We start from the raw sequence: 13,072 nt of genomic DNA, 5'->3' as shown, positions 1-13,072 counted from the left end.
CACAAAAAGTATAGAGCTAACATAAATGAATAATAACAATAATTTAAGCCAAATATATCTCGATGCTAACGCCACCACCCCTGTATTACCTCAAGCAGCAAATGCGGCTATATCGGCCATGGAACACCTTTTTGGTAACCCAAGTTCAAGCCATATCACAGGGTTACGCGCTAAAAATCTGATGGAACAAACCCGTGCTAACGCTAAACACGTTATTGGTTCAGAGAATGGCAAAATTATCTTTACCAGTGGGGCAACTGAAGGGATTCAAACCGCTATTTTGTCAGCACTGGTCAGTGCTCGCACTCGCTTAGTATCAAACCAGCTAAAAGGTGAAGATTTTTATTTAATGTACGGCTCGACCGAACATAAAGCCGTGCCAGAATCGCTTAAGCACTGGAATGCTATTCTAGGGATTAACGCTAAAGTCATCCCCATTCCAGTTGATCGCCAAGGTAATTTAGATCACACCTTTATTAGTCAATATGCTTCTAAATCACTGATGATATGCACAATGGCAGTGAATAATGAAACCGGTGTATATCAAGATCTCCGCAGTTTAGAACACACCATTCGTCAGGCTAATCCTGATATTTTTTGGATGGTAGATTGCGTACAGGCGCTGGGTAAAATAGCCTTGAATCTAGCCCAAACCAGCATAGATTACGCCCCGTTTAGTGGCCATAAACTGTATGCCCCTAAAGGTATTGGGTTTGTCTATATCCGTGAAAATGCTCCTTTTACTCCTGTTATTGCTGGTGGTGGCCAAGAAAGCGGCCTGCGGTCAGGCACCGAAAACTTACCAGGTATGGCAGCGATTAATGTTATTTTTAAACAGCTGATGGCAGAAGAATCTTGCTTTGCCGACCATCAAACTTTGCATGCATTTCGTCAACAACTCACTGATACCCTTAAGCAAGCCTTTCCACAAATCGTGTTTAACCACAGCTTTGAAAACAGTGTGCCAACCACATTGAACTTCGCGATTAAAGGCTTCAGCAGTAAAGAGATCATGGATTTATTTGATGCCGCCAACATACGGGTTAGCTCGGGTTCGGCTTGTTCGTCTAAAGTCACCCGCAGTTTTGTGCTTGATGCCATGGGGTTACCCACTTGGCAAAGTGAATCGGCAATTAGATTATCTTTTGGTCCAGCCATGACCCAAGATGAAGTAGACCAAGCTTGCGCGCGCATCACCAGTGCAGCCAACGCGCTAACCCAAAGCTGCATGGTACTCGATGGTAATAACATGGATGACAAAACACCTTTAAATGGATTAGTTCAATTACGCTCAGGTGCAAGCTGCAGCTGGATTTATGTCGATGCGCCTTCTAAACAAGCGTTTATTATCGATCCGTTACCTGAGCTAACAGAGCGATTAGATACCCTGATGCAATGCCAGCAGCTCAACTTGGTGGCGATCATTGATACCCATGGACATGCTGATCATGTTTCCGGTCGTGAGTTATTAAATCTAAAGCGAGCCATAACCGCTCACACTGACGCCTTAGGCTGGCCGCACACCGCGCTAATCTATAGTGAAAATAACCTGCAGTTTGAATACATCAAGGTAGCAGACAAATGGCTGGTTAAAGTGCCTACTCCCGGGCATACCGCCGACAGTATTAGTCTGCTTTTGTGTCACCCCATTACAGGTGCACAAACCTTGGCCAACAACACCCTATTTGCATTTTGTGGCGACACGATTTTAATGGGCACCTTGGGCAGAACCAACTTTGAAACCAGCTCGGCAAAAGACATGTATGCCAGCATCGAGTTATTAAGTGCCGTGCTAGCACCGCAAAGCCTGATTTGCCCCAGTCATGACTATCAAAATGAATTTGCCACCCATCTTAGCGCTGAATGTTTACGTAACACGCTATTGCAACAGGTTATTCAAGGCACTATCAGCGCAGATGAGTTTGTCCGTCACAAAGCCAAAATAGACAGTCAATTAGATGACCAAATTGGCACTGAGATCCTCTGCGGCGCACTGCCAGCTGGCAGTTGTCCAAAACTCAGCCCGATCATTGAGTACTCAGCGGCCAGCTTAGATGTTGCTTTGAATGCCTTAAAAGTAAAGTTAATTGATATCCGTGAGCCCCACGAATATGCCTTACAACATTCATTAGACTCATGCGAAAACGTACCATTAACGCGCTTAGTGCAGTTTATGCAACAACATCAACATGATAAGCGTAGCGAATGGGTGTTGGTGTGCCGTAGCGGTAGTCGCTCATTGGTCGCCGCACAAGCTATGCAGCGCCTGGGGTTTTGTAATGTCGCCCACCTTAAAGGGGGCTATGCCCTTGCCAACGCCAGCTAAGGCAAGTGCTAATTTTATAATGAACAGATAAACTTAAACGAAAAAAGCCCTAAAAAGGGCTTTTTTGTTAAGCGCAAAATTTACACGCCGATTTCACTGCCATCATTTTTACGAATCATCACAGTTGCAGCACGAGGACGAACTTGCATACCCGCTGGAGTCACTTCAGTAGCAGTGGATGAATATGGCCAGTTACCTGGATGCTGAATATTCACAAATGCCGTTTTATAATCAGGCGTAATAGCAAAACCCGTCACTTCACAGTCATTCGGTCCAACAAAGAAACGCTTCAGCTGCGCCTGGGTTTCAGTACTGATCACCTGCTGCTTACCATCCGCATCTACCAGAGTAGAAGGCACTACTGCCAGCATTTGATCGTTGGTGTAAGATGTCACTTCGTCGGCACCATTATCGGTTTGTACCCATAAAATACCGCGCGCATCGAATGCTAAACCGTCAGGACTAGCAAACTGATTTAGATCATCTAAACCCGATAAGTTAGTCTCTGCATCGCCCGCCGCTGGCGCGCCAAAGACAAAAATATCCCAGCTAAATTCGCTCGCACTTTCGCCCTCATCCCAACGAATAACATGACCAAAACTGTTGTTTAAACGTGGGTTGGCAGGGTTAGTGCTGTCTTTACGTTTGGTATTATTGGTTAATGTTAAATATACGCTGCCAGTGAATGGATCAACAGCAGCCCACTCAGGACGGTCCATTGGGGTTGCACCCACTAAGTCAGCCGCGCCTGCGGTATTTAAAATAATTGCGGCCTGTGAATCAAACGTACTGGCTAAAGTGCTGCCATCTGTGGTGGTTGCATCAAGCGTTAATGGTAACCATTCGCCCACACCATCTTCGTTAAACTTGGCCACGTAAAGTGTGCCAGCGTTCATGTATTTATCACCCATGGCAATGCGATTGCTACTATTGGCATCTGCAGGGTCCCATACAGCATCCGAGACAAACTTGTACAGATATTCAAATCGCGAATCATGGCCAGAATAAAACGTAATCGGCTGACCTTCAGCTAACTTGCCAAAGGTACATCCTTCATGGCGAAAACGGCCTAAAGCAGTGCGTTTAACCGCACGAGAATTGGGATTATAGGGATCGATTTCGACAATATAACCATGGCCGTTAGCTTCATTTCGGTAATCTTGCCCGGCATTAGCACCAACTGGGGTAATATCAAAACGGGCAAACTCATCGAGACGCTCGTCATCATCACCGGCTAAATGATCCCACCCATAACGCGTACCTTTAGTCCCAATACCAATGCGAGATTGATCTGCTGCAAGTGTGCCTTTGTTAACAAAGTACCCTGGCCAGTTTTCTTCGCAGGTTAAATAAGTCCCCCAAGGCGTACTGCCATTACCACAATTGTTCAAGGTACCGCGGGCTTGGCTACCATCTGGTGAGTAGCGTGTTTCTAAATAACTGGTGTACGCCATAGGGCCAGCAATATCCATCACACTTGCACCGGTGAAACGACGGTTATGAGCATCGTTTGCTACCACTTCCCACATGCCGTTATTCAGCTTAATGCGCACCACAGATACGCCATGGGCATTAATTTCTTTGCGAATTTCGTCAATGACAGTGCGCTTGCCTTCAGCATCTGCTGTTGGCCCTGCTGGATGCAGTGCGTTTTGGTCAATATACTCATGGTTAATACACAATAAGCCATCATCACCAGCGTCATTTAATGGGAAAAAATGCATCCCATCATGGTGCATACCCACTGAATTAGCTTGATCTTCAGCTGTATTACTACCGTCTGACTTCCAGGCCGATGCTTTTGAATTAAGGGGCGTGCCCCAAGGAGCTAAAACATAAGCCGAATACCCTGCTGGTACAGCGACTGCATCAATTTTTGAGCCAGCAATCGAGTCAAAACCTAACACAGCAGTGCTTGCTGTTGGCGCAGTAGGTGTTGTCGGTGTGGTAGGCGTGGTTGGGGTTGTTGTTACTGCGTTATCATCAGAGCCGCAAGCGGTTAGGCCTACGCCAGCAAATGCCGTCATCGCACTGATCCCTAAGCCTCTTTTAACAAAGTTACGACGTGATAAATGCTTCTCCATCACTTGTGCAAAAGGCGTGTTATTACTTTGGTTAAAACGTCGGGGATCAAAAGTCGCTTTGCTCATAATATGTCCTTTAAATATCTCTAAGTTGTCATCGGCAACGAATAAACTTGCTTTTATAAGATTAGTTTCCGGACATAAGATAAGCACTGAGTGTGACAGTTCAGCGTAAATTAGATGACATAAAAGTGGCAATTTAAAGACAAAAAAGAGGATAGGAAAGAGAGATAAATGACATCGAGCCATCTTTGCTAAGGGAAAGGTTTTTATTATCTGTGGAACTAAAATCGGGTTTCGCAGACTAAAACAACACCATAACTAGCTAAAATTTGTGCTTTAATCCTTTATTTTTGAAACGATATTAACGCAGATTATTAACGAAGATTGCCCGCTAATAACGCTATCCATTGGCTAGGCTGTGCAATGATAAACTCGTAAACTTGCTCACTTTGTAAAGTGATGCGAATAGCCTCTGTGATAATTGGAATAATGCCACCGCCTTTGCCTAGGCATTTACCCACAGCAGCAATTTCTGCGCGCGTAAATTGATATGGACCTAACCCGAACTCTTGATTAAATGGCTCAAAAATCACTTCAAATTCAGTAAGCTGAAGCTTACCATCAGCCCTTGCTACGCCATTCTGCACAGTAGCGATTGATGATTTTATGCAGTTAACTGACATAATATATCCTTATATGATGTGTTGTTCTTGCCCTAACGTTTGCTTGATTGCGCGAGTGCTTTTTGCCTTGCCTGTTGTTTCAATGAGCCTTTTTTGGTTTTACGGGTTACAGGAGCGATTTGGTTTAAATCAGGTTCAAACCCTGGGTACCATTGCTGTGGTAAACGCTTATCTAAATAAGCCTCTAATTTTATTAGCAAAGGCTCATCATCAACGCTTAAAAACGTAATCGCATGACCAGCTTGTCCCGCTCGGCCTGTGCGGCCAATACGGTGAACATAATCTTCCTGCTTAAATGGCAGCTCCATATTCACCACGTAATTAAGCTGACTAATATCAATACCGCGAGCGGCAACATCGGTAGCCACTAGCGCTGTTAATTGCTCGGCCTTAAAATCGGTAAGCACTTGCTCACGTACAGATTGTGATAAATCAGCATGAAACGCCGCCACTTTTACGCCACGTTGACTCATTTGTTTTACCAGTTTATCGGCGTCTTGTTTAGTACGGCTAAAAATAAGCACTTGCTGCCATTTTTCAGCCTGAATTAGTCGACACAGTAGATCGCACTTTCTTTTGGCATCAACATGATAAACCCGCTCGGTTACCGTTACCGCTGTTTGATTACGCGCATGGACTTCAATGACTTTAGCCTGAGTAAGTAAACGCTTACTGAATGAAAAAATCCTATCGTCTAAGGTCGCCGAAAACAACAGCGTTTGCCGCTGCTTAGGCAAGCGCTTTAATACTTCAATAATTTCATCACGAAAGCCCATATCTAGCATTCGATCGGCTTCATCAATGACAAAATAATCAACCGCTGCCAAGCTTGTTGCGCGTTGGCGCAATAAATCTAATAACCGCCCAGGGGTGGCGACAATAATATCAACTCCCGCAGCTAATTGCGCTTTTTGCGCTTGGGTACTCACGCCGCCATAGATCAATGCAACATCAATGGCGCTATCGCCAATCAGTTGGCTTAAATTGTGATGAACCTGCTGAGCCAGCTCGCGCGTTGGGGTCAAAATTAACGCTTTTGCCAATTTCTTTTGCGCACTGTCATTGCTAAGTTGATGACGGTCTTGTTGGTTTAGCTCTTGTGCATTTAGCAATTGATGCAAAATAGGTAAACAAAATGCCGCTGTTTTGCCTGTACCCGTTTGTGCCCCCGCCATCACATCTTTACCCGATAAAATAACTGGAATCGCCTGAGCTTGTATGTCTGTCGGTTGTTTAAAGTTAAGTGTACTTAAACGAGATAATAATTGCGGATGTAATGCTAACGCGCCAAAAGCCATGTTTTTTCTCCCCGTGTGAGCACAGGATCTTAACACATGCTTGATAAATGCAAGATGGAAAAACAGCAATCAAACGCACTAAATGTGCTGCAAATATGCCTACGGCGGCCCTATAAAGGCGCGTTTCTTTGATATAACTGTAAGCTTTGGGGTAAATCTTGGCGCTGTTCATCGGTTAATGGCACTTTTACAAAACCGTAGCGTTTAATTAATGCTAAAGACCCAACATTATGGGATGCGATGTAAGCAAATAGCGGAACTTGGGGTAATAAAGGGAAAAACAGTTGCAATGCTTGGGTAGCAATACCTTGTCCCCAATAACGCCTATCAATCCAATAACCGATTAACCGCCCTTCTATTGCTTTGTTATCTTGAGGTTTGTGCCAACTTAATACACTGCCAATCAGCATACCATCTAACCAAATTCCCATGGCTAGATTATCCGGTACACCAAGAATGTTATGTTGCCAATGCTGAAAAAACGCTGCACGTTCCCTTGGCGGGAAATCGGCCATTTGATTGGCAACAGAGTCTTGTTCAAACGTAAATAGTGTGGGTAAATCTGCTACCGTTATCGGCAACAGCACAATATCATGTGTTGTCATTTAATGGGCGTTTAGAAAAAGGTTCAGGTGAGGATTTGAGTGACACGGTTGGTGTAATAGTTGAGCTAATAATATCGCACCACTCTTTAGGCTTGGCTAAAATAAATCGAAATTTTTGGCTATCAAAGGTGATCACCTGAATAGAATCTGCCTCGATAGGAATAAGACCGGTACCTCGGCTCCAACACATAGCTACCGATTTAATATTGTTCAGTTCAACTATATAAGGGCCGTAATTTAAATCGGGATTAAAAGGTTCAAAATGCAACTGCTCTTCTTCAATCCACAACGTTCCCTCGGCACGAAAAGCCCCTTTTTGAATGGTGGCCTGAGTTGAATCGGTCACATCATTAGATAAGCCCATTACGAACATACGTGTCTCCGTTTGTGATCTATATCACTAGTATAACGACTCGTTTAGGCATCTCAAGCTTTGTTGTACTTATTTAGTACATTGAAAATATTTAATTTTTCCTACGCTATTTCAACACTGTTTATAAATGCTAAACAACAGGTTAATAAAATATGGCATCATGTCCCCACTGTCAGTGAATCAAGCTAGAAATCATGAAAAAAGCCACCTTATATTATGTTTATGACCCAATGTGCAGTTGGTGTTGGGGTTACCACATCACATGGGTAAGGCTACAAAAACAGTTAGCCATCAACATGCCCAATGTCACCGTTCGGTATGTCTTAGGTGGCCTAGCTGCGGATAGTGAGGCGCCGATGCCGAATGACATGCAGCAATTTTTGCAGCAAACCTGGCACAAGATCCACCAGCAATTAGGTACGGAATTTAACCACGACTTTTGGACACGTTGCCACCCCAGACGTTCGACATACCCAAGTTGTCGCGCAGCCATTATCGCTCGCCAATCAGAACAAGAAATACAAATGATCCACGCCATCCAGCAGGCGTATTATTTACAGGCTAGAAACCCATCTAATATTGAAGTATTAACTGATATCGCCGTAAATTTAGGGATTGATAAACAGCATTTTATGCAGCAAATGGGCAGTGATGAATTGAATCAGCAATTAATGACCGAACTCGCCTTTGCAAGGCAGTTACCCATTCAAGGTTTTCCCTCATTAGTATTGCAATATCAGCAGCAGTTTTACCCTATACAGCTTGATTATCAAGATGCAAATACCAGCCTAGATAATATCAAGCACCTTGTTGAAAGCTAGCACCCAATCATCAATAACCTAAGTAGGCAAACCATGAAATTATTACCGTTCACCACTTATTTTTTGTTATCACTTGTTGTAATAAGCACCAACACTATGGCCAACATCGACCAGATAGATACCCGTAAATTACAGCAAATTAAAGCGATTAAATTTAATAATAATCAGGTGATTACCGCTGGTCTACCAACAATAGAAGAGTTTGGCTTATTACAACAGGCTGGGGTGAAAACGGTGATCAACTTAATCCCTAATAACAACCCCAACGCCCTTAAAAATGAACAGCAAATCGTTACCGACCTTGGCATGCAATATCACAATATCAGCGTTGATTGGCAGCAACCGACACTTGAAAATGTTGAGCAATTTTTTGCATTAATGAAGGCCAACAATAACCAACCTGTAGTGGTACACTGCGCGGCAAACTATCGTGCATCGGCGTTTTATTACCTGTATTTAGCCACCCAGCAACATCAAGCGGTAGACATTAATAACGTCTTGTCACCATGGGGAGATTTGCCAACAAGCTTTAAACAATATCCCCAATGGCAAGCATTAATCGAAAAAGTAAAACTACAATATCAGTAACGACTGAGCTGAATTGATACAGCAAATGCCATAATACCTACTTTATCGCGCTTACATTCAGCAGGCGCACCTATTTACCATTATCTAAACTGTTATACTTTAGGCATTAAGCACTTAAGGTTTGTTAACCCAACATGAGGCAATACATGGCAGCTCCTAAACGCGGTTTTTTTGGTTGGGCATGGCTTATCACTTGGAGTGGCACCTTATTATTGGCGCTGAGCCTAGTGGTTTTACGATTTGTGCCACCGCCAACAAGCTCATTTATGCTTCAAAGCCCGTATCCGGTAAGCTACCAATGGATCGATATTGATAAACTGCCCTCGCGTGTCCCCTTGGCGTTGGTTGCCTCAGAAGATCAACATTTTCCCGCTCACTTTGGTCTCGACTTAACCTCGATAACCGACGCCCTAACCCAACATGACAAAGGTAAAGATCTTAGGGGTGCTAGCACTATTACCCAACAAACCGCCAAAAACCTGTTTTTATGGTCGGGAAGAAGCTATGTGCGTAAAGGGTTAGAAGCAATGTTAGCGGTAAGCATTGAAGTGATTTGGGGTAAAAAACGAATTTTAGAGGTGTATTTAAACATAGCGGAATTTGGCAAAGGCATTTATGGGGTTGAAGCCGCCAGTCTGCATTACTTTGATAAATCGGCAAGGTATCTCACCATTGATGAAGCCGCCCAATTAGCCGTGTTATTGCCAAGCCCGCGTAAGCGTAATCCGCATGATTTAACGCCTTACCTGCAACAAAGGGTTAATTGGGTTAAACGGCAAATGCGCCAACTTGGCAGTAATTATCTTGCACCTATTCTGACTAATTAAGCTTATTTCAAGGTAGTTAACGCCATTCAACGGGCGTTAATTAACAGGATTTACCCCCTATTTACTGCTAGAATACCGCCTTATTTTGATCCGCTTGTGACGATTAAGGCTGGCTATGACCGTACTGCTAATGACACCTCCCATGACCCAATTAAATACGCCCTATCCGGCAACCGCGTATTTAACCGGTTTTTTACGCTCACGAGGCTATGATGCGGTGCAACGAGATCCAGCAATCGAGCTGTTTCTTGAAATGATGACAGCCCCTGCATTAGAGATTATTCGTCAACATGTTGAAGAAAACTTCGAACACCTTGAAGACGATGAACTGCCCGATGCCATCTTTACGTTTTTAGCTGAATTTGATCGTTACCATCTTACCGTAGAAAGCGCTATTCGCTTTTTGCAGGGCAAAGATCCTAGCCTTGCCATGCGGATCAACACCCGTCGATTTTTACCCGAAGGCCCAGCCTTTGATGCCATCGCGCAAATGGAAGCGGTATCTGGCGATGTGTTACAAGCGGCTTTCGGTAATTTAGGCGTACAGGATAAAGCCAAGTATTTGGCCACCCTGTTTATCAATGATTTGTCATCGGTTATAACTCAGGGCGTAGACCCGTATTTTGAAGTTAGCCGTTATGGTGAACGTCTCGCCGCAGCGAACCCAAGCTTTGACGATCTCTACAACACCCTGACAGGCGAGCCTAGCTTTAGCTCAGAAATTTTAGAGCAATTAGTAGAGCACTATTTAGAAGACACCCAACCTAGCGTCGTCGCGCTAACGGTGCCTTTTCCCGGTAATATGTTAGGCGCATTGCGGATTGCACAAACCTGTAAAGCCATCAACCCCGACATTCCCATTGTGTTAGGTGGCGGCTTTGTGAATACCGAGCTGCGCGCACTGAAAGACCCGCGCGTATTTGAGTTTGTCGACTTTATTTGTTTAGACGATGGCGAGCGGCCATTAATTACCTTGCTGGAATACTTTGAAGGCAAGCGAGAAGTTGACGAGCTAGTACGTACTTACTTTTTAGCCGAAGATGAACATGGCCAGCCATACGTTCATCTTAATCAAAACAGCGAGCTACACGACATTCCACAGTCAGAGGTGGGCGCACCAATTTACGATGGGTTACCATTAGATGAATACCTGTCGCTATGTGAAATGCTTAACCCCATGCACCGTATTTGGAGTGATGGCCGCTGGAACAAGCTCACCATTGCCCACGGTTGTTACTGGCGTAAATGCAGCTTTTGCGATGTCAGTTTAGATTATATTGACCGCTACGATACCGCAGGTGCTGATATTCTGGTGGATAGAATTGAAGCGCTTATCGCCGAAACGGGCCAAACAGGCTTTCATTTTGTTGATGAAGCCTTGCCACCGAAAACCTTGTTTGCCTTTGCCAAACGCTTAATTGAGCGCAATGTGGTGATCAGTTGGTGGGGCAATATCCGTTTTGAACGTACCTTCAGCCCAGCCCGTTGCCAATTACTGGCCGACTCTGGTTGTATCGCCGTCAGCGGTGGTCTTGAAGTAGCATCAGACAGATTACTCAAGCTGATGAAAAAAGGCGTCAGTGTTGAACGTGTTGCCCAAGTGACCAAAGCGTTCAGCGACGCAGGCATATTGGTACATGCTTACCTCATGTATGGTTTTCCTACTCAAACCGAGCAAGAAACCGTTGATTCGTTAGAAATGGTCCGCCAATTAATGCAACAAGGATGTTTTCAATCTGCCTACTGGCACCGATTTGTTGCCACCGCCCACAGCCCAATAGGCATGAACCCAGAGCAGTTTGGTATTACGCTTGATGATCGCCCTGAAGTTTTTTTTGCTGAAAACGATGTCGAGTTCACCGACCCAACAGGAACCGATCACGACATGTTAGGCGAAGGGTTACGTAAAGCGCTTTATAACTACATGCACGGTATCGGTTTTGAGCAACCCATGAGCTTTTGGTTCAACCAGCCTGTTTGCCGCACCACCATGAAAAAAGACATGATTGCAAAAGCGGTAACTAATTTTATTTTGAGCCAAGAAGAGTAAAGCGGTTTAGGCACATTTAACCTCAGCCAATGCACATCACATTGGCGGGTTAAATCAATTGCGCCCCCAAAGTAACCTTATTAATTTAATAACTTAGACTTAAAGTTGATGGGTCATCTGTTTCAATATAAACAGCTTTAAACTTTTTAACGCCATTATCACCTTCGACTATATTCGAAAAAGAATAGTTGCTGGTAAATTGTGATAGCGCACTGACATTTTCATCATTACCTTCAAAGTCAAACGAAACCAGACAGATTTTTCCTGCACAGGAATAACTTTCTGAATAAATTTGTACATCTTCTAATTTGTAAATACTGTCTAATAAGGTACTTTCTCGCAACGAGGCATTGTCAGTTTTTTCCATTAAGTCAACGCGTTCAATAAGCTGTTTGAAGTCAATAATATTAAATGTATCTTCTAAAGCGGCGCTAGATACCTCACCATCCTCATTCAAGAAAGCTGATGTAAACTGATCTGCACTGTAAAAGTTCTTTTCGGTTAAATGATTAAGCTGACGAAAAAAGTCGTCATTGTTGCCATCATTTACATCTTGGCTAATAGTACTCTGCGGAGCTGAATCGACGGGGATTTGCACTGTTTCAATCAAGTTTTGTTGATTTGAAGAAGGCTTATTTTTTGAAACAGAAGTGTTTTCGGTGTTAGCCACGGCTATAGTTGTTTCGGTATTTGATTCTGCAAAATATAAATAAGCCACCAATGATAAAGCTACTGAACTGATTACTATTTTTTTCATATACATCCTTATATACATTAAGTATTTCCATATAAACCAACCTAAAAAACATCCAGATTATGTATTGGTAGCGCAATCCCTAATCTAATCACTATGCTGATAAAACAGGTTGAATGAGTGCTGTCACGTGGGCAGATAGTGATGCTTCTTGTTATGTTTTTGACCGCTGCGTATTAGCTTTGTTGTCTAATATTTGTAATAACTCTTCGTATTTGGGCCCTGGTCCAAACTGAGGCAATCCGATAGCCAGGACAACTGCTCCAAATGCTAAATAAACGATATACTCAGCAACAACCATACCCGATGCCATCAAGGCAATACCGCATAGCAAAACAACAATCAGCAAGGCTCTGAATAATGTAGCAGTCTTAATTTTATGCTTTGCACTGGCTATCACTGCCAATTCTTTTTCACTAAATTCCATTTTTTAACCTTTTTAAAAACTAAAACCCTTGCCGTAAACGGCACAAAATAGCAGGCCATTTAAGTTATTGATTAATAACATCCTACATTTGCTATCTTATTGATGTAAAGCACTTTTAATTTAATTGATAGCAAATAAAAGCGTGCAAAATGTTTGTTGAATATGACTTATCTACCCGCTAATTTAAAAAGAGTAATTGAATAAATAACTTATAAAACACTCCACTCAATAAA

12 protein-coding genes are annotated in these 13,072 nt (G+C 43.3%); 5 read left to right on the top strand and 7 right to left on the bottom strand.

The window, feature by feature from the left end; genetic code table 11:
- Positions 1 to 25: 25 nt before the first annotated feature.
- On the top strand, positions 26 to 2,326 hold the full coding sequence (locus OHT75_RS02290) for an aminotransferase class V-fold PLP-dependent enzyme (RefSeq protein ID WP_264724787.1): 2,301 nt from the start codon (positions 26 to 28) through the stop codon (positions 2,324 to 2,326).
- Between the two features lie 80 nt (positions 2,327 to 2,406).
- On the opposite strand, the gene OHT75_RS02285 is transcribed toward OHT75_RS02290, so the two are convergent.
- The 5 genes from OHT75_RS02285 to OHT75_RS02265 all read right to left on the bottom strand — a co-directional run bounded on the left by OHT75_RS02285 (position 2,407) and on the right by OHT75_RS02265 (position 7,372).
- Positions 2,407 to 4,476: a PhoX family protein gene (locus tag OHT75_RS02285; protein ID WP_264724786.1), complete on the bottom strand. Its 2,070-nt coding sequence runs from the start codon at positions 4,474 to 4,476 to the stop codon at positions 2,407 to 2,409.
- A gap of 311 nt (positions 4,477 to 4,787) precedes the next feature.
- The gene (locus OHT75_RS02280; protein WP_264724785.1) at positions 4,788 to 5,096 is read right to left on the bottom strand and encodes a hypothetical protein; all 309 of its coding nucleotides are present in this window, start codon (positions 5,094 to 5,096) and stop codon (positions 4,788 to 4,790) included.
- 32 nt (positions 5,097 to 5,128) lie between these two features.
- Positions 5,129 to 6,394, bottom strand: coding sequence for a DEAD/DEAH box helicase (locus OHT75_RS02275; protein WP_264724784.1), 1,266 nt, complete (start codon positions 6,392 to 6,394; stop codon positions 5,129 to 5,131).
- 110 nt (positions 6,395 to 6,504) lie between these two features.
- A complete protein-coding gene (locus OHT75_RS02270; protein WP_264724783.1) occupies positions 6,505 to 6,999 on the bottom strand; it encodes a GNAT family N-acetyltransferase in 495 nt (164 codons plus the stop codon).
- Positions 6,986 to 7,372 carry a hypothetical protein gene (locus OHT75_RS02265; protein ID WP_264724782.1) on the bottom strand — a complete coding sequence of 129 codons (387 nt, stop codon included), beginning with the start codon at positions 7,370 to 7,372 and terminating at the stop codon, positions 6,986 to 6,988. The genes OHT75_RS02270 and OHT75_RS02265 overlap by 14 nt, the downstream gene beginning before the upstream one ends.
- Positions 7,373 to 7,566: 194 nt before the next feature.
- On the opposite strand from OHT75_RS02265, the gene OHT75_RS02260 reads away from it, so the two are divergent.
- The 4 genes from OHT75_RS02260 to OHT75_RS02245 all read left to right on the top strand — a co-directional run bounded on the left by OHT75_RS02260 (position 7,567) and on the right by OHT75_RS02245 (position 11,658).
- A complete protein-coding gene (locus OHT75_RS02260) occupies positions 7,567 to 8,193 on the top strand; it encodes a DsbA family protein (RefSeq protein ID WP_264724781.1) in 627 nt (208 codons plus the stop codon).
- 33 nt (positions 8,194 to 8,226) lie between these two features.
- Positions 8,227 to 8,781 (top strand): protein tyrosine phosphatase family protein, encoded by a 555-nt coding sequence (locus OHT75_RS02255; RefSeq protein ID WP_264724780.1) that lies wholly within the window; start codon positions 8,227 to 8,229, stop codon positions 8,779 to 8,781.
- A gap of 146 nt (positions 8,782 to 8,927) precedes the next feature.
- On the top strand, positions 8,928 to 9,608 hold the full coding sequence (mtgA, locus tag OHT75_RS02250) for a monofunctional biosynthetic peptidoglycan transglycosylase (RefSeq protein WP_264724779.1): 681 nt from the start codon (positions 8,928 to 8,930) through the stop codon (positions 9,606 to 9,608).
- Between the two features lie 115 nt (positions 9,609 to 9,723).
- A complete protein-coding gene (locus tag OHT75_RS02245; protein ID WP_264724778.1) occupies positions 9,724 to 11,658 on the top strand; it encodes a B12-binding domain-containing radical SAM protein in 1,935 nt (644 codons plus the stop codon).
- 85 nt (positions 11,659 to 11,743) lie between these two features.
- Here OHT75_RS02245 and OHT75_RS02240 read toward each other — a convergent pair whose 3' ends face one another.
- A complete protein-coding gene (locus OHT75_RS02240; RefSeq protein ID WP_264724777.1) occupies positions 11,744 to 12,415 on the bottom strand; it encodes a hypothetical protein in 672 nt (223 codons plus the stop codon).
- Positions 12,416 to 12,566: 151 nt separating this feature from the next.
- The gene (locus tag OHT75_RS02235) at positions 12,567 to 12,839 is read right to left on the bottom strand and encodes a hypothetical protein (protein WP_264724776.1); all 273 of its coding nucleotides are present in this window, start codon (positions 12,837 to 12,839) and stop codon (positions 12,567 to 12,569) included.
- Positions 12,840 to 13,072: the final 233 nt, after the last annotated feature.

This window comes from Shewanella subflava, assembly GCF_025971955.1.
In the GTDB taxonomy this organism is placed as follows: Bacteria; Pseudomonadota; Gammaproteobacteria; order Enterobacterales; family Shewanellaceae; genus Shewanella; species Shewanella subflava.
The sequence above is the reverse complement of the archived record's forward strand: the minus strand, read 5'-3'. Positions and strand labels throughout refer to the sequence as shown.